At 26.7% G+C, this 18,071-nt stretch carries 19 protein-coding genes; 8 read left to right on the top strand and 11 right to left on the bottom strand.

Going from position 1 to position 18,071, the window contains the following annotated elements; translation table 11 throughout:
• Positions 1–139: 139 nt before the first annotated feature.
• Positions 140–592 carry a cold shock domain-containing protein gene (locus tag ABJG40_RS12225; protein ID WP_348024867.1) on the bottom strand — a complete coding sequence of 151 codons (453 nt, stop codon included), beginning with the start codon at positions 590–592 and terminating at the stop codon, positions 140–142.
• Positions 593–837: 245 nt separating this feature from the next.
• Here ABJG40_RS12225 and ABJG40_RS12220 point away from each other — a divergent pair, with 245 nt between their 5' ends.
• The 5 genes from ABJG40_RS12220 to ABJG40_RS12200 all read left to right on the top strand — a co-directional run bounded on the left by ABJG40_RS12220 (position 838) and on the right by ABJG40_RS12200 (position 6,510).
• The gene (locus ABJG40_RS12220) at positions 838–1,509 is read left to right on the top strand and encodes a TetR/AcrR family transcriptional regulator (protein WP_348024866.1); all 672 of its coding nucleotides are present in this window, start codon (positions 838–840) and stop codon (positions 1,507–1,509) included.
• A gap of 2 nt (positions 1,510–1,511) precedes the next feature.
• Positions 1,512–3,176 carry an ATP-binding cassette domain-containing protein gene (locus ABJG40_RS12215; protein ID WP_348024865.1) on the top strand — a complete coding sequence of 555 codons (1,665 nt, stop codon included), beginning with the start codon at positions 1,512–1,514 and terminating at the stop codon, positions 3,174–3,176.
• Positions 3,177–3,181: 5 nt separating this feature from the next.
• Entirely contained in the window at positions 3,182–4,534 is a 1,353-nt protein-coding gene (locus tag ABJG40_RS12210; protein WP_348024864.1) for a biotin/lipoyl-binding protein, read from the top strand.
• A gap of 29 nt (positions 4,535–4,563) precedes the next feature.
• Positions 4,564–5,964 (top strand): TolC family protein, encoded by a 1,401-nt coding sequence (locus tag ABJG40_RS12205; RefSeq protein WP_348024863.1) that lies wholly within the window; start codon positions 4,564–4,566, stop codon positions 5,962–5,964.
• A gap of 114 nt (positions 5,965–6,078) precedes the next feature.
• Positions 6,079–6,510: a hypothetical protein gene (locus ABJG40_RS12200; RefSeq protein ID WP_348024862.1), complete on the top strand. Its 432-nt coding sequence runs from the start codon at positions 6,079–6,081 to the stop codon at positions 6,508–6,510.
• A gap of 25 nt (positions 6,511–6,535) precedes the next feature.
• On the opposite strand, the gene ABJG40_RS12195 is transcribed toward ABJG40_RS12200, so the two are convergent.
• Genes ABJG40_RS12195 through ABJG40_RS12175 form a run of 5 tightly spaced genes read right to left on the bottom strand, consistent with a single transcriptional unit; the run spans position 6,536 to position 9,874 of the window.
• The gene (locus ABJG40_RS12195) at positions 6,536–7,000 is read right to left on the bottom strand and encodes a MaoC family dehydratase (RefSeq protein WP_348024861.1); all 465 of its coding nucleotides are present in this window, start codon (positions 6,998–7,000) and stop codon (positions 6,536–6,538) included.
• A gap of 4 nt (positions 7,001–7,004) precedes the next feature.
• The gene (locus ABJG40_RS12190; RefSeq protein ID WP_348024860.1) at positions 7,005–7,628 is read right to left on the bottom strand and encodes a trimeric intracellular cation channel family protein; all 624 of its coding nucleotides are present in this window, start codon (positions 7,626–7,628) and stop codon (positions 7,005–7,007) included.
• A 27-nt stretch (positions 7,629–7,655) separates the two neighbouring features.
• Positions 7,656–8,777 carry a DEAD/DEAH box helicase gene (locus tag ABJG40_RS12185; RefSeq protein WP_348024859.1) on the bottom strand — a complete coding sequence of 374 codons (1,122 nt, stop codon included), beginning with the start codon at positions 8,775–8,777 and terminating at the stop codon, positions 7,656–7,658.
• A gap of 30 nt (positions 8,778–8,807) precedes the next feature.
• Positions 8,808–9,203 carry an acyl-CoA thioesterase gene (locus tag ABJG40_RS12180; protein WP_348024858.1) on the bottom strand — a complete coding sequence of 132 codons (396 nt, stop codon included), beginning with the start codon at positions 9,201–9,203 and terminating at the stop codon, positions 8,808–8,810.
• Complete coding sequence (locus ABJG40_RS12175; protein WP_348024857.1) at positions 9,203–9,874, bottom strand: DUF2461 domain-containing protein; 672 nt, start codon at positions 9,872–9,874, stop codon at positions 9,203–9,205. Before ABJG40_RS12175 ends, ABJG40_RS12180 begins: the two co-directional genes overlap by 1 nt.
• 80 nt (positions 9,875–9,954) lie before the next feature.
• Between ABJG40_RS12175 and ABJG40_RS12170 the strand changes: the two genes are divergently transcribed.
• Entirely contained in the window at positions 9,955–10,767 is an 813-nt protein-coding gene (locus ABJG40_RS12170) for a DUF1853 family protein (RefSeq protein WP_348024856.1), read from the top strand.
• A 1-nt stretch (position 10,768) separates the two neighbouring features.
• On the opposite strand, the gene ABJG40_RS12165 is transcribed toward ABJG40_RS12170, so the two are convergent.
• The 5 genes from ABJG40_RS12165 to ABJG40_RS12145 all read right to left on the bottom strand — a co-directional run bounded on the left by ABJG40_RS12165 (position 10,769) and on the right by ABJG40_RS12145 (position 14,415).
• On the bottom strand, positions 10,769–11,500 hold the full coding sequence (locus ABJG40_RS12165; RefSeq protein WP_348024855.1) for a head GIN domain-containing protein: 732 nt from the start codon (positions 11,498–11,500) through the stop codon (positions 10,769–10,771).
• Between the two features lie 26 nt (positions 11,501–11,526).
• Positions 11,527–12,606, bottom strand: a complete 1,080-nt coding sequence (locus ABJG40_RS12160) for a hypothetical protein (RefSeq protein WP_348024854.1) — start codon at positions 12,604–12,606, stop codon at positions 11,527–11,529.
• Entirely contained in the window at positions 12,590–13,114 is a 525-nt protein-coding gene (locus ABJG40_RS12155; protein ID WP_348024853.1) for a hypothetical protein, read from the bottom strand. Before ABJG40_RS12155 ends, ABJG40_RS12160 begins: the two co-directional genes overlap by 17 nt.
• A complete protein-coding gene (locus ABJG40_RS12150; protein WP_348024852.1) occupies positions 13,104–13,670 on the bottom strand; it encodes an RNA polymerase sigma factor in 567 nt (188 codons plus the stop codon). The genes ABJG40_RS12155 and ABJG40_RS12150 overlap by 11 nt, the downstream gene beginning before the upstream one ends.
• Before the next feature lie 112 nt (positions 13,671–13,782).
• The gene (locus ABJG40_RS12145; protein WP_348024851.1) at positions 13,783–14,415 is read right to left on the bottom strand and encodes a hypothetical protein; all 633 of its coding nucleotides are present in this window, start codon (positions 14,413–14,415) and stop codon (positions 13,783–13,785) included.
• Between the two features lie 190 nt (positions 14,416–14,605).
• Here ABJG40_RS12145 and ABJG40_RS12140 point away from each other — a divergent pair, with 190 nt between their 5' ends.
• Complete coding sequence (locus tag ABJG40_RS12140; protein WP_348024850.1) at positions 14,606–15,259, top strand: class I SAM-dependent methyltransferase; 654 nt, start codon at positions 14,606–14,608, stop codon at positions 15,257–15,259.
• Between the two features lie 273 nt (positions 15,260–15,532).
• Positions 15,533–17,986 carry an endopeptidase La gene (gene lon / locus ABJG40_RS12135; protein WP_348024849.1) on the top strand — a complete coding sequence of 818 codons (2,454 nt, stop codon included), beginning with the start codon at positions 15,533–15,535 and terminating at the stop codon, positions 17,984–17,986.
• Positions 17,987–18,071 lie beyond the last annotated feature (85 nt).

Here is an 18,071-nt window from a genome sequence, read left to right as displayed (position 1 = left end):
AGGAAATTAATAGATATTAAAACCAAGCTGTAATAAAGAGATGTTTAAAGCTATTAATTTAATGATAAATGAATTATTAAAAGAATAAAAAAAGCCTACTATCAAAATAGTAGGCTTTTTTTAAAAATTTATTGAGAACTTATATTTTTGTAACCTTAACTGCGTTCATACCACGCATTCCTTTTTCTAATTCAAAAGAAACTTTGTCGTTTTCTGCAATTTGATCAATTAAACCACTTACGTGTGTAAAATATTTCTCGTTGTTTTCTGTATCAATAATAAATCCAAAACCTTTAGAAGTATCAAAGAAAGAAACTTTTCCTTTTCTTACAGGATCTTCTTCTGGCAAGTCTTCTTTTTTAGTTGTAGAAATCTGAATATCTTCTAGTTCATATTCTACTTTTAATTCTGGATCTGGTGGTGTATCTGTTAAATTACCATTATGATCTACATATGCAAACTGAATTCCTGCAGAACCATTTTCTTCTTTGGCTGCTTTTCTAGCTTCCATTTTCTTTTGCTTGTCTAGGCGTTTTTTTAAACGCTTTTTTTCTTTTTCACTTTTACTAAATGTTTGTTGCGATTTTGCCATTAAAAATATAAGAGTTTTAGATTAATGTTTCTCTTAAGATAAAATACCTAACTGGAAATTCAAAATCTTACTAAAGCTAACTAGTGTATTGAGTGGAGTGTATTCTTTCTTAATGCTGCAAATATAGTATTTATAAACGAATTTTTTCAAATTTTAACCTTTAGATGTTAAAAAATTATTAATTATAAGTAAAGCTATTAATAAATAATAGTATTGCTATTATATTTGTGATAAAATCAATTAACATGAAGAGTTTATTATCTGTTCTTAAAATATCTGTTCCTGAAAAAATTTATATAAAAAATCCAGAAAGTTCTACTTTGGGTAAAAAAATTATTGAACATAGTATTTATTTAATAAATGAGATAGGTTTTGAATGTTTTACTTTTAAAAAACTAGGTATAAGAATAGGTTCTAATGAGAGTTCTATTTATAGATATTTTGAAAGTAAACACAAATTACTTTTGTACCTTTCTTCTTGGTATTGGGCATGGCTAGAATATCAATTAGTTATAGAAACTTTTAGTTTAACAAATGTTAATGAAAAATTAGAAAAAGCAATAACAGTGGTTACAAAAACTGTTAAAGAAGACAGTAATTTTTCACATATTAATGAAACTATACTTTATAAAATTATTGTAAATGAAAACTCAAAATCTTTTTTAACTAAAGAAGTAGATACAGAAAACAAAGAAGGCTATTTTGAAGTATACAAAAGAATAATTACAAGAATTAGTGATATGATTTTAGCTACAAATAGTACATATCCTTTTTCATTAAGTTTAGCAAGTACAATTATTGAAGGAGCTTTACATCAACATTATTTAAGAGAACATTTTCCATTAATTACAAATAGTAAAACTACCGATATTACAACAGGTTTTTTTATTCAATTAGTAAAAAACACAATTAAATAAGTATGAAAAACAATCAGTTAACTCCCTGGCAAAGACTTGTTGGCTTATTAAAATTAGAAAAGAGAGATATTTTTCAAATATTCTATTACGCAATTTTTGGAGGAGTTGTAGCCCTATCTCTTCCCTTAGGAATACAAGCTATTATCAATTTAATTCAAGGTGCACAAATATCTACTTCTTGGATTGTATTAGTTATTGTGGTAACCATTGGAGTTATTTTTTCTGGTGCTTTGCAATTGATGCAATTAAGAATTATAGAAACAATTCAGCAAAGAATTTTTACAAGAGCGTCTTTTGAGTTGAGTTATCGATTTCCAAAAATAAAAATGAATGAATTACGTAATTATTATCCACCAGAATTAGCGAATCGTTTTTTTGATACCATTACAATTCAAAAAGGATTGTCTAAAATTTTAATTGATGTACCTACTGCATTATTACAAATTATTTTTGCACTAATACTACTTTCATTCTATCATCCATTCTTTATCATTTTCGGAATTTTATTAATACTATTAATTTATATTGTATTTAAATTTACAGCACAAAAAGGACTAGAAACCAGTTTAATAGAATCTAAAATAAAATATAAAGTTGCTCATTGGATTCAAGAAGTTGCTAGAACTGTGGTTAGTTTTAAATTGTCTGGAAACACCAATTTGGCAATTCAAAAAAATGATGATTTGGTAAACAAATATTTAAAAGCAAGAGAAAGTCATTTTAAAATTTTGATTATTCAATTTATTCAAATGGTAAGTTTTAAAGTAATTGTAACAGCAAGTTTATTATTAATTGGTGGTGCATTGGTTTTAAAACAAGAAATGAATATTGGACAATTTGTAGCTGCAGAAATTATCATTTTATTAGTAATTCAATCTGTAGAAAAACTAATAATCGGGTTAGAATCTTTTTATGATGTTTTAACTTCAATCGAAAAAATAGGACAAGTTGTTGATAAAGAACTAGAATCTCAAAATGGTGAAAAACCTATGTTTAAAGAAGGTTTAACCGTAGAATTAGATGATGTTTCTTATGGAGTAGAAAATAGAGAAAAACATATAATTAAAAATATTTCATTAAACCTACACTCTAAAAGTAGAATTTTAGTGATGGGAGAAAGCGGTGCAGGTAAATCTACATTATTAAGATTAATATCTGGTGTAAACCAACCTACTTCTGGTAATATTTATGTTAATAATTTATCTTTAAAAAGTCTTCATTTAAATCATTATCGTTCGCAATTAGGTTTATCTCTTTCTAACGAAACTCCTTTTGAAGGAAGTATTAGAGAAAATTTAGTTTTTGGTAGCAATGCTGTAAAAGATGATATTATTTATAAAGCCTTAGATGTTGTTGGATTATCGCAATTTTTAAAAGAACAAATTAATGGTCTAGAAACAGTTATTTATCCAGAAGGAAAACAAATGTCTTATACCATTGCCAAAAAGATAATTTTAGCAAGAGCTATTATTAAGCAACCCAAAGTAATGATTTTAGAAGATCCTTTAGATCAATTTAATTTATCTGAAACCAAAAAAATTATTAGTTATTTAACAGATTCTAAAAGACCTTGGGCTTTAATTGTAGTTAGTAGTAAAAAAAGTTGGCGAACACAGTGTAACCAAACTATTACATTAGAAAAAGGAAGTATTAAATCAATAAAATAATTTAAATGTTAAACATATCTAACAATCAAATAAATAAAAAAATTGATTTAACTACGTTTAAATCAGGGCAAAAAATATTTACAAAAAAGTATTATAAAGCGTTTAATAAATTTTTATTAGCTGCAGCAATAATTGGCTTTATAACGCTATTTTTACCTTGGACTCAAAATATTACAAGTCAAGGTTCTGTAACAACATTAACTCCAAATCAAAGACCACAAACAATTCAATCTCAAATTCCGGGTAGAATAGAAGAATGGTTTGTAACAGAAGGAAATTTTGTGAAAAAAGGGGATACAATTCTGAGAATTTCTGAAATTAAAAGTGAATATTTTGACAGCCGTTTAATAGAAAGAACAAGTAATCAAATAAACGCAAAATCATTTTCTGTAGCTGCTTATGAGCGTAAAGTAGCAGCTTTAAAAAGACAAATTAATGCTTTAAAAAAAGAACAAAACCTTAAGATTAAGCAAACAAAAAATAAACTTTTACAATCTAAATTAAAAGTAAAAAGCGATAGTATAGATTTTGAAGCTGCAAAAACAAATATTTTAATTGCAAAAAGACAATACAACCGTACACAAACTTTACAAAAAGAAGGTTTAAAAGCAGTTAAAGATGTTGAAGAAAAAAGAATAAAACTGCAAGCTACTCAGGCAAAATTAATTTCGCAAGAAAACAAATTATTAGCAAGTAAAAATAATATTTTAAATGCAAAGTTAGAGTTGTCTAGAATCTCTGCAACTTACACAGATAAAATTTCGAAAGCACAAAGTGATATGTTTACAGCACAATCAAATGGTTTTGATGTAAAAGCACAGGTTTCTAAATTAGAAAATAGTAGAAGTAATTATAGCGTTAGAAATAACTTATTATTTATTACTGCTCCACAAAATGGTTTTATAAATAAAGCTATTAAAGGAGGAATTGGAGGTACTTTTAAAGCAGGTGAAGATATTGTAGGAATTATGCCAGAAAAGTATGATTTAGCAGTAGAAACCTATGTAAAACCAATTGATTTACCACTATTACATATTAATGAAAAAGTAAGAGTTCAGTTTGATGGTTGGCCAGCAATTGTATTTAGCGGTTGGCCTAATGTTTCTTACGGAACTTATGGAGCAAAAGTAGTTGCCATAGAAAATTTTATAAGTGATAATGGTAAATATAGAGTTCTATTAGCTCCAGATAACACAGATCATACTTGGCCAAAAGCTATTAGAGTTGGTTCTGGTGCTAAAACAATTGCTTTATTAGAAGATGTACCTATTTGGTTTGAACTTTGGAGACAATTAAACAGCTTCCCTCCTAACTATTATCAACCAAAAAAAGTAAAAAACACATCAAAAAACAAATAGTATTTATTTTAATAAAAAGAATTATTATAATGAAAAAATATATTTTATTAGTATTCTTATTAATTATTTCAAATTTACACGCTCAAGAAAAAGTTAACTCTATTATGACTTTATCTGAATATTTAGGATATGTAAAAAACTATCATCCTATTGTAAAACAAGCAAATTTAATTATCAATAAAAGTGAAGCTAAATTATTAAAAGCAAGAGGTGCTTTTGACCCTAAAATTGAAGTAGATTTTAATAAAAAGCAATTTAAAAATAAAGAATATTATAATAAATTAAATGCTGCTTTTAAAATTCCTACTTATTATGGTTTAGTATTTAAAGCAAATTTTGAAAACAATGATGGTATTTATTTAAACCCAGAATCTACAGTACCAACAGATGGTTTATATAGTGCTGGTATTTCTGCATCTTTACTAAACGGATTATTAATTAATAAAAGAATGGCTGCCTTAAAAAAGGCTAAACTTTTTTTAAATCAAGCTAAAGAAGATCAACAAATTTTAGTAAATCAAATTTTATACAACGCTTCTCTATCTTATTTTAATTGGTTAAAAAATTATAACGAAAAAAAAGTATATTCAGACTTTTTAAACAATGCAAAAATTAGATTTAATGCGACTAAAAGAGCTTTTATAGAAGGAGAAAAACCAGCTATAGATACAACCGAAGCAATAATTACATTAAACAACAGAAAACTCAGTTTAGAAAAAGCTAGAATTAAATTGATAAAATCTTCTTTAGAATTATCTACTTTTTTATGGTTAAATAACAATACACCTGTAGAATTAAAAGAACATATAATTCCAGATGTTAATACTTTAAATAGTATTGATACAACTTTTAATATTGCTTTATTTAATAATGCTAATTTTGATATTAATAAGCACCCAAAAATAAAATCTTTAGGTTTTAAAATACAAAGTTTAAATATTGATAAAAATTTAATAAAGAACAACTTATTACCTAAACTAGATGTACAATATAATTTTTTAACACAAAATATAAATAAAATAAATACACTAAATATACAAAACTATAAAGCAGGTATTAATTTTAAATTGCCTTTATTTTTAAGAAAACAAAGAGGAGATTTAAAACTAGCTAAAATTAAATTACAAGATAAAGAGTTTGAAAATGAAATAGTTAAAATTACCATTAAAAACAAGGTAAAAGCAATACAACAAGAGTTAAGATCTTTTGTTTATCAAAATGAATTAACAACAACAATTGTTAAAGATTATGATACCCTTTTAAAAGCAGAAAACAGAAAACTTTTCTTAGGAGAAAGCTCTCTTTTTTTAGTAAACTATAGAGAAGTAAAACTCATTGGTGCAAAATTAAAAGCCATTGATTTAGAAAACTCTTATTATAAAACAAAAGCAAACTTATTTAAAACAGCTGTAATTTTATTAGCAGAATAACAAGATAATTTATGACCATAAAATGATTAAATAAAGTAGTTAATTCAATTTACATTTTTAAAACCTACAAAGAATTTTCGTACTTTTAATATTCTAACCAAAAAACTAAATAAAATGACAGATAATAATAAACCAGTAAAATCGTTTTGGGTAATTGGTAGTATAGCACTAATTTGGAATGCTTTAGGAGTTATGGCATATTTAGAACAAGCTTTTATGACAGATGAAATGAAAGCGGCTTTACCAGAAGATCAACAAGCTTTATACGAAAATACACCTATTTGGGTAACAACAGCTTTTGCTATTGCAGTTTGGGGAGGATTATTAGCTTGTATTTTATTATTAATGAAAAAAGCTTTGGCAAAAAATATTTTTATTCTTTCATTAATAGGAATAATTGTACAAATGATTTATAATTTCTTTATAAGTAATGCAATAGATGTTTATGGTCCTGGAAAAATGATTATGCCACTATTGGTAATAGTTTTTGGTGTTTTCTTAGTTTGGTATTCTAAAAAGTGTGCAGATGATGGAATATTATCTTAATATATAATATTTAAGCAGCTTTTTTTTATTCAAATAAAGCAGCAATAAATTCTGCTACACAAGCGGGTTTTTCCACTCCTTTTATTTCAATTGAACAACTAAAAGTGACTTTAATTCCATTATTATTAATTTCCTCTATTTCTTTTATTGTTGATGACATTCTTAATAGACTATTTACAGGTACAGGATTAGGAAAACGAACTTTATTTAAGCCATAATTCAACCCCATTTTTACGCTTTTAATATAAAATAATTCTTCTAAAAGCCTAGAAATCATAGAAACAGACATAAAGCCATGTGCAACTGTCGTTTTAAAAGGACTCTCCTTCTCTGCTCTCTTTTCATCAACATGAATCCATTGTTTGTCTAAAGTAGCATTTGCAAAATCATTAATCATTTCTTGCGTAATTGTGTACCAATTTCCAACAGGTAATGGTTTTCCTTTCATCAACTTAAACGCTTCAAAATTTACAAATTCTAATGGTTTCATCTTTTTATTTTTTTGTAAATAAATCCTCTTTTATTTTAGGTAATTGTAAATGAAATCTAACAGCTATAATTCTTATAATAACTATAACAGTAGCAGAAATAATAAAAATAATATTTTCTGGAACTTTAAAATAATTCAACATTAAATAGGTTATTCCTCCAGCTAAACATGCTGAAGCATAAATTTCTTTTTCAAAAATTAATGGAATTTTATTTGTTAAAACATCACGTAAAACACCACCAAAAACTGCAGAAATCATGCCCATGATTAATGCTATAATAGGTTGTAAATTAAACGACAATCCTTTTTGTAAACCTAATAAAGTAAAAACTCCTAAACCAATAGTATCAAACAAAAATAGGGTTTTACTTAAAGGAGCAATCTTACTTTTAAATAAAAAAGTTAAAACTACGGCTGCTAAAATTGTGTATAAATAATTAAGATCTCCAATCCAATTTATTGGATGTGCATCAATCAAAACATCACGCAACATTCCACCTCCAACAGCGGTAACAAATGCAATAATTATAACTCCAAATAAGTCAAGTTTTTTATCAGAAGCCACTAAAGCTCCACTAATTGCAAATGCAAAAGTTCCTAAAATGTCTAAAACATAAATGAGTTCCATTTATATTTATTTAAAATTACATTATTCTTAAACTGTAACCTGAGAAAATTTAATATTCAATTCTTTCTGAATTTGATGAATTTTCTCTAATTCTGAAGGCAAAATAAAAGCAAGTGAAACACCTGTTTTTCCTGCTCTTGCAGTTCTACCACTTCTATGAGCATAGTATTCTAATTGTTCTGGTAATTGATGATGAATTACAAATTCTAAACCATTTACATCTATACCACGTGCAGAAACATCTGTAGAAACCAAATATTGTAAGTTTTCTTTTTTAAAAGCACGCATTACTTTATCTCGTTCTTTTTGTTGCATATCTCCTTCTAAAGCTGCTGCAGAAAAACCTTCTTCAATTAAAAAATTTGCTAAATTTTGAGCACCAGCTTTTGTTCTACAAAAGATAATTCCTCTTTGATCTTGTCTTTTTTCTAAAAAAGAAATTATATCATCTGCTTTTTCTTTTAAAGTAGTTTTTGCAAAATGATGACGAATATTTGCATTTACTAATGTGTTTTTGTTTACCTCTATTCTAGGAGCATTCGCATCCATATACGTCTTTACAATTCTTTTAATTTCTTCTGGCATGGTTGCAGAAAACAACCATGTTTTTCTATCGGTTTTAGTCGTAAATTTTAAGATTCTATTTAAATCTTGTTTAAAACCCATGCTTAACATTTCATCTGCTTCATCTAAAACTACAGTTTTTACATGGCTAATATCTACACTTCCTCTTTCTATTAAATCAATTAATCTACCTGGAGTTGCAACAACAATATGTGTTGTTCTCTTTAGATTATTCATTTGTCTGTCTATTTTTTCACCTCCAAAAACAGCCTCTACAAAAATTCTTTCTTCATTATATTTAGTAAACTTAAATAATTGCTTTTTTATTTGTTGTACTAATTCTCTTGTTGGCGATAAAATTAAAGCCTGAATATGATTAGAACTTGCATCTATTTTATGTAAAATAGGCAAACCAAAAGCAGCTGTTTTACCAGTACCAGTTTGTGCTAATCCAATAAAATCTGTAGAAGATTTTAATAAAACAGGAATTGTTTTTTCTTGAATTTCTGTTGGTGTAGAAATTCCTAATTCTTTAATAGATTTAATATAATTCTTATGAATCCCTAAGTTAGAAAAAGTGGCCATTTTGTATCTTAATTTTGTGCAAAGATACTTTTATTTAGGAGGTTGTAATACTTTTAAAACATTTTCTCTTATTCTTGCAGGCTTCAACGTTTTAGAAGCTAACATTGCCCAAGTTGTTTTTGCTTTTACTAACAAAATTTCTTTTTTATAAAATTCCATAAAACGCACAGAAGTAATTCCTTTGGTTTCACCAACCCAAGTTTTTACAGTAATTTCATCACCTAAAATCGCTTGATTTTTATAATCAATTTCATGTTTTGTTACTACCCAAACATATTGAGGTAAAGGATTGTCTTTGGTTAAGAATGCATAATGTTTGGTAGCAATGTCATCCATCCATTTTACATAAACCAAATTGTTTACATGATGTAAAGTATCTATATCTTCTTTAGATACTTTTATTGTAAGAGAAAAAATATTGCTCATTAAATTATAGATTCACCATTTAAGTTTGTGGTTAAAACATCGCTAAAGAGATTAAAAAACGGACGTAAAGCTTTAAAACTCTTATCTAATTCTTCTAAAAAATTAGGTGCAAGCACTTCTGCATCTGTAAAGTTTCTAATAGCTATAAACCCTTTTTTACGTAATAAATCGATGTCTTTATGCTCTTTATCAAAACCTCTTGGTGCAGATTTTAGTTCTTCTCCACCAAATTTTCCGCCAAAATATTTTACATAGTCTTTATCTTCTAAAATTTCACGAAACTCGGTTGCATCTTGCTCTATTTCTTTTCTAATTCTTTGCAAATCATGTTTTTCTGGTTGCCAAAAACCACCACCCAATAACGTTTCACCTGGTTTGATTTGTAAAAAATAACCACCTCTTAATTCTTTACCTAATCTAGAAAAAGAAACTGCAAACCTAGGATTATAAGGGGTTTTATCTTTAGAAAAACGAACGTCTCTATAAATTCTATAGATTTTCATTTTTTCTATTTCATCATGCATTGCTAACTGATTTTGCATTTCTAAAAAAACTTCTTTTACTTCTTTTTGAATTTCTATAAATTTTGGTTTATGTTCTGTAAACCAATCTCTATTGTTGTTTTTTTGTAAAGCTTTTAAAAATTGAAAACAGTTTTTTTGAAATTGCATTGTAATGATTTTTTAGATTTTCAATGTACAAATTAATCTATGATATGAAAATTATAAATACGTAAATTTGAAATGTAATTATGCATCAACAAAACAAAAACATTCAAAAGCATTTTGATGGATTTCTGCAAACCAATTGTTTGTGGAAGCATGATGCTGTTTATAAATTACAACAATTTGATATTGAAACAAAATCAACCAAAATTAATATTGAAATTAATAAAAAATTACGTTTAGGGAAGTATGTAGAACGTTTAGTTTCTTTTCAATTAGAACAAGAAAAAAAGATTTCTATTCTTTGTGAGAATATTCAAATTCAGAAAGAAAAACTTACTTTAGGCGAGTTAGATTGTATTATCAAAAAAGAAGAAAAAACGATTCATTTAGAAGTTATTTACAAATTCTATTTGTACGACAATTCTGTTGGTAACAGTGAAATTGACCATTTTATTGGTCCAAACAGAAAAGATTCTTTAATTGAAAAATTAGTTAAATTAAAAGAGAAACAACTGCCACTTCTCTACTCTAAAGAATGTAAAGCGTTTTTAAAAACTATTAATTTAAATTCTAAGAACATTGAGCAACAGGTTTATTTTAAAGGACAATTATTTGTTCCTTTTGCTGATAAAAACTTACAATTATCTAGTTTAAATCAAGATTGTATTGTTGGCTTTTACATCAACCAAAAAGAATTGTTAGAATTTAAAAATTGTAAATTTTTTATTCCAAATAAAAAAGATTGGATTGTAATTCCGCACAAAAATGTAAATTGGTTAACATTCGAAAAATTTCATTATCAAGCACAAGATTATATCTATAGAAAAAGCGCACCACTTTGCTGGATAAAAAAGCAAAATGGTACACTTGTAAAAATATTTTTAGTTTGGTGGTAGTTTAATTTCTGTCTACAATATCTCCTGAACCCACAGATTTGCTATCTACATGTTTAGGGTTTCCTTTGTAATACACACTTCCAGAACCTACTAATTTTGCTTTAATTTTGGAAGTAACAGTTGTTCTTACATTACCAGATCCTGCAACATTTGCATACACTTCATCAGTTTTTAATCCATAAGCTCTAACGCTACCAGAACCTGCAATAGAACACGTTAACTCGTTAGAATTACCTTCTAAATTAATATTACCAGAACCTCCAATAGATACTTTAATTTCATCTGCTTCTACTTTTAAAGTAATATCTCCAGAACCTCCTAAACTTGCTTTAAAGTCATTTGCTTTAATAATTGAATTACATGTAATTTTTCCTGATCCTGCTAATGCAACACTTTCAATATCTTTATAAGTTACTGTTATTGTTAATCTTCTAGTGGTTTTAATATTTATATTTTTTTTAAATTTAATTTTTAAAACATCGCTAGAAACTTCTGTTTCTATATATGGTATAATGTTTTCTTCTCCTTCTATAGTAATTTTTCCTTCTTTTCCTTTTACAAGATTTACATCAAAAGAACCTCCTACAGAAATAGCGTCGTAATCTGATGTTGTTCTATTTACAGTAACAACATTTCCATTTCCTTTAATTTTTTTATTGTTGTACCAATTCTGCGCATTTATAGTAAAAGCTAACATTAAAATGAAACTAGATAATAGTAATTTTTTATTCATGGTATTTATTTTTGGTTGATTATTTTTTAATTTTCTTTAATACTTACACCTCCATATTGTGATGTAATTTTAATTTTAGAGTTGGTTTTTCCTTTTCCGAATTTACCTTGATAATATTTTTTAGTTGATTTAGATATACTTTTGTAAAACTCCATTTTATCATCATCTCTACTAAAACCTGCATATTGTAAATCTAATTCAAATTCAAAAACAGCATTAGAATCTACCCCTATTCTTATACCTGCATATTCTCCGTCAATTTCTACAGTATTAAAACCTTTGACTAAATTTTGAACTTTTAGAGATCCATAATCTGTATCTATCATTAAGTTTTTATGTACAGTTCCAAAACGCATTGATAAATAATCTGAATTTCCTTTAATATTTACTGCTTCATCAATCGAAATTGAACCATAATCACTATTAAAATTAATGCTTTCTGTTTTTTCTAATTTTAATGTAGAGTAATCTGTATTGGCATTTATTTCTTCAGAATTTTCGATGGTTAATTTAGAATAATCAATATTAACATCTCCTTTTTTCATAAAATAAATACTTGAACCAGAAGAATAATCTAAGTTAATATTGTTGTTAGATGCATTAAGTTCTCCTATCGAAATCTTACCATAATCGCAATTTATACTTGCTTTACCATCTAATGCATCTAAATAGATATTACCATAATCATTGTCTAAATCTACAGAATTAGACCTTGGCATTTTTACTTCGTAATTAATTTTATAATTCACGTTATTGCTCTTTTTAAACCAAGACCAACTGCTCTTATTTTTTTCGAAAATAGTTTCTGCTTCTACTAAAAATGAACTTGCATTAAACACAACATCTATAATAGAAAGTTTGTTTTCTACATCATCTAAATCATCTCCTTTTACAGTTATTGTAACTTCAATTTCTACACTATTCTTATTCCAAGTTGTAATGTTTAAATTTCCATATCTATTATCTAAAGATACCTTAGCATCTGCATTTACAGTATATTTTTTCTTTATAACTCTGCTTTTTTCATGTTTTTTAGGACTATCTGTAGCTAATGTTATGAGTGGTAATAAAATAAAAAGGAATGTAATTTTATATATAGACTTCATTGTTTAAAATATTAGGATTCTTTATTTGTTCTATTTGTTTTAACGTATTTTCTAAAATATCTAAACGTTGTTGATAATTTTTAATCATTGCGCTAATAATTTTTCTTTGTTGCCCATTTTGAGTTAATTCTAATACAAAAAGCTTGTATTCATCTTCTAACTCTTCTAATTCTTCTAAGGCATTTTCTATAATACTCTCTGTATCTAAGTTTCTACTTTTTTCTATTGTTTTTAATTCTTGATTAATTGTAGAAACAAAATAGGTTTGTACTTCTTCCATTTTAGGAGAAATATCTGCCAAATCTAATTGACTTTTTTGATGATTGCTACCCAACCAAAAACCAACTATTAAAACTACAGATACTGCTGCAGATAACCATTTCCAAGAAGTTCTATTTATTGTATTTGAGTGGTTTAATTTGCGTTCAAAACGCTCTAAATGCCCAGAATGTGGTTCTTGAATATCGAATTCATTTTCAGAAAAAAATTGATGTAATTTATCTTCCATACGCTTGTGCTTGTATATTTTCTGCAAGTAAAACTTGCTTTAATTTCTTTTTTGCTCTAGAAACTGTTGTTCTAACATTTTCATTGGTATAATTTAATATTTGAGCAATTTCTTCATAATCAAATCCTTCAATTAAATGTAAGTTTAAAACCAATCTGTAATTTTCTTTTAAACTTTGCAAACAATCTAATACCTTAGTTGCTTTTAAACCAGCATAATCTATAACTTCATCTTCTACTTCATCATTAGGAATCACTTCCATTTTCACTTCATTATAGCGATTGTTCTTTTTTAATTGTGTTAAACTTTTATTGATAACTATTCTTTTTAACCAGGCACCAAATGCTACTTCACCTTTATATATATGCATTTTTGTAAAAACCGTTAAAAACGCTTCTTGCATAATATCTTCTGCTTCAAAATTATCTTTTAAAATACGATATGCAGTGTTATACATAGCTTTGTAATATGCTTTGTATAAATCTAACTGCGCGTTTTTATCCGACTTTTTGCAGCGTTCTATAAGGTTGGTTATATGTGGTTGATTAGTTTCCAATAAAACGTTTCTATTCTATAGACAAAACTGTTTTTAATTTGTGACAGTTTTGTAGAAATAAAAATACATTTTTTTTATGAGGAACGTTTTAATTCTAATGAGTAGGCTGTTATTATAATTTATTACGCAATTCTATTTTTTTTAATTCGGAGTTTTGTTTTACTTTTTTATTCAATTCTATTTCCTCTTCATTTAAAAGTTTAAAAAATTGATGTTTTGATGACAAATAATTAATTGTAAAATAAACATCATCTTCAATAACAATATAATTACCTGCATGGTCTAAAATAGTCTGAGAGGAAAAATCAAATTGAGTATTTTTATTTAAATACTTTTCTTTTAAAATTTTCTTTATACTATTCTTGTCGTTTTTATCTAAATTAGAAAATGTGTAATTAAATAGAAATAAACTATTTTTATAAAAGTGAAGTACTAATTTTGTTGGATAATCTCCAACTGTTGTTTTTTTTATTAGAACTAAAGAGTTAACTAAGTCTTTTTTTACAACTGAATCTTTGTAAGCAATCTTTTTTTTTGCTTCTCTATAGGTAATGCCAAATTTTAAATTATTTGTATCATAAATATTTATATTTGTATATTCTTTTTTATTCTCATCACTGTTAAGATATAAAGTTAAATAATAGCTTTTACTCTTATATTTTCTGAGAATACTATTTACAAAATAAGTATCATTATTTTTAGAGAGGAATTTATTAGCAAAGTTATATACTATGTTTTTTATCATTACAAGAGATTTTTAAAAGTTATATTATATTGTTTAACTTTTTTACAATGAATGAAATCCCCCGAAATCACTCGCAAAATAATAAAAAAATACTAACTAAGTGTCTAAATTTTAATTAAAAAATAAATTAAAATATAACAACCTTTAATATTTTCTATCGCAAAAAAATAAATAAATTAGTTACATTATAATGATTAAAAAAAAACCATGGCCAACAAAAGATGCAATGAATCAGGTGTATGAAATGAATCTTTGGGGAACTAATAATACTCCATTCTATTCTGGGGATGGTTCTCATAAAAAAGAAATTATAGCACCTTATTTAGAAAGTGTTATTCACTTTTTAAAATCATTTAAAACACCAATTACAGTTTTAGATTTAGGTTGTGGAGATTTTAATATTGGTCAAAACTTTGTTAAATTTACTAAAAAATATATTGGGGTAGATATTGTAGAAAACTTAATCAATCATAATAAAAAAACGTATAAAGCAGACAATTTAGAGTTTCATTGTTTAGACATAGCTGTTAATGAATTACCTTCTGGAGATTGTGTAGTTATAAGACAAGTTTTACAACATTTATCTAATAATGAAGTACAAAATGTGGTTAAAAAATTAGGAAACTATAAATACGTAATTCTTACTGAACATTTACCTTTAGAAAACTTTAAACCTAATAAAGACATTATTTCTGGTCAAGGAATTCGTTTAAAAAAACAAAGTGGCATTGATCTTTTAAAAGTGCCTTTTAATTTAAAAATTAAAGAAGAAAAACTGTTATTAACATATACTTTAGAAAGCAATAAAGGAATTATTGTTACAACTTTATATACAATGTTTTAGTTAAGTTCTTAATTTTTTTCCATTTTCAACCTTTTGCCAATTCATTCAACATGATGTGTAGTACTTTTCATAAATATAGTTTAAGATTTTAATCAAATTTAAAAAATAAAACTAATCCATCAATACTAACATTGGCATAACAATTGTTTTTATAATATTGATAAATTACAGATTAATCCATAAAGCAATGATTATCAATTAATTAAAAACAAAACACTGTAGTTGATTTTTTACTTAATAAAAATTAATGTCAGTATGACAGAGATATAGCACATGAGCAAACCAAAAATAATGCATTTAGACAATTTGTCGCTTCAAAATATGTTGAATGAAGATTCGGAATTAATTCCGTTAATGACACCAGAAGATGAAGAAATCATCAATAATGAAAGTGTACCAAAAGTATTACCAATTTTACCGTTAAGAAATACCGTTTTATTTCCTGGAGTTGTAATACCAATTACTGCTGGTAGAGACAAATCTATTCAATTAATTAAAGATGCAAACAAAGGTGATAAAGTTATTGGTGTTGTTGCACAGAAAAATGAAGATGTAGAAGAACCTGGTTTAAAAGACATTCATACAACTGGTGTAGTTGCACAAATTTTACGTGTTTTAAAAATGCCTGATGGTAACACAACTGTTATTATTCAAGGTAAAAAACGTTTTGAAATAGACACCATTATTCAAGACAAACCGTATTTAAAAGCAACAGTAAAAGAAGCTGTAGATGATAGAAGTGCAGAAAACGAAAAAGAGTTTAATGCTATTATAGATTCTATTAAAGAACAAGCTTTAGAAGTAATTAAGGAAAACCCTATGTTACCTAGTGAAGCTTCTTTTGCCATTAAAAATATAAAATCGAATTCGTTTTTGGTGAATTTTATTTCATCTAATATGGATTTATCTGTAGCTAACAAACAAGTTATTCTAGAAAAAGATAATCTAAAAGAACGTGCATTATTAGCATTAACAAACTTAAACAAAGAACTTCAAAAATTAAAATTACGTAATGACATTCAGTCTAAAACTCGCGAAGATTTAGACCAACAACAACGTGAATATTATTTACATCAGCAATTAAAAACCATACAAGAAGAATTGGGTGGTGCTTCTAATGACCAAGAATTAGAAGAAATGCGTAAGCAAGCTAAAACTAAAAAGTGGGCAAAAGAAGTAGGAGAAACGTTTGAAAAAGAAATCAATCGTTTAAAACGAATGAACCCACAAGCTGCTGAATATGGAGTTCAAAGAAGCTATTTAGAATTATTACTAGAATTACCTTGGGGTATTTATTCTGAAGATAAATTCGACTTAAAATATGCTACAAAAGTTTTAGACAGAGATCACTTTGGTTTAGAAAAAGTAAAAGAAAGAATCATAGAACATTTAGCAGTTTTAAAGTTAAAAGGAGATATGAAATCTCCAATTATCTGTTTATACGGACCTCCAGGAGTTGGTAAAACCTCTTTAGGAAAATCTGTTGCAGAATCATTAGGACGTAAATATGTACGTATGTCTTTAGGTGGTTTGCGTGATGAAGCAGAAATTAGAGGTCACAGAAAAACATATATTGGTGCAATGCCTGGGCGTTTAATTCAGAATTTGAAAAAAGCAGGAACTTCAAACCCTGTTTTTGTGTTAGATGAAATAGACAAATTAGGGCAAAGTCATCAAGGAGATCCTTCTTCTGCAATGTTAGAAGTGTTAGATCCTGAGCAAAATGAAGCGTTTTACGACAATTATTTAGAAGTTGGTTACGATTTATCTAAAGTCCTTTTTATTGCAACCGCTAACAACTTAGGTCAAATTCCTTGGGCGTTACGTGATAGAATGGAAATTATAAATGTAACTGGTTATACTATAGAAGAAAAAATAGAAATAGCCAAAAAACATTTATTACCAAAACAATTAAAAGAACATGGTTTAACGAACAAGAATTTAAAGTTAGGTAAAAAACAAATCGAAGTAATTGTTGAAGGTTATACTCGTGAATCTGGTGTGAGAGGTTTAGAAAAACAAATTGCAAAAGTAGTTCGTTTTGCTGCAAAATCTATTGCTTTAGAAGAAGAATATGATGTTTCTTTATCATCAGAAAAAGTAGAAGATATTTTAGGAACACCAAGATTTAGAGATAAGTTTGAAAACAATGATGTTGCTGGTGTTGTTACTGGTTTAGCTTGGACAAGTGTTGGTGGAGATATTTTATTTATAGAATCTATTTTATCTAAAGGTAAAGGTACACTTTCTATTACAGGTAATTTAGGAACTGTAATGAAAGAATCTGCAACAATTGCCATGAAATACATAAAATCGAATGCAGAAGATTTTGGTATAAAACCAGAACTTTTAGAAAAATACGATGTTCATATTCACGTACCAGAAGGTGCTACACCAAAAGATGGACCAAGTGCAGGTATTACCATGTTAACTTCTTTAGTTTCTTCGTATACACAGCGTAAAATTAAAAACAAGTTAGCAATGACAGGCGAAATTACCTTACGTGGAAAAGTATTGCCTGTTGGCGGAATTAAAGAAAAAATATTAGCTGCTAAAAGAGCAAATATTAAAGAAATTATTTTGTGTAAAGACAATGAAAAAGACATTTTAGAAATAAAAGAAAACTACCTAAAAGGGTTGACTTTTCATTATGTTACAGAAATGAAAGAAGTAATAGACATCGCACTTACAAAGCAAAAAGTTAAAAACGCTAAGAAATTAGTATAACTAAAAAAGCCTCTCAATATTGAGAGGCTTTTTTATATTTATTATAGTAAGTTTACAAAGCAATCTTATTCTTTTTTTTTTTGAA

It is taken from the genome of Polaribacter sp., from assembly GCF_039939415.1.
Taxonomy (GTDB): Bacteria; Bacteroidota; Bacteroidia; order Flavobacteriales; family Flavobacteriaceae; genus Polaribacter.
This window is presented reverse-complemented; position numbering and strand designations above follow the sequence as displayed.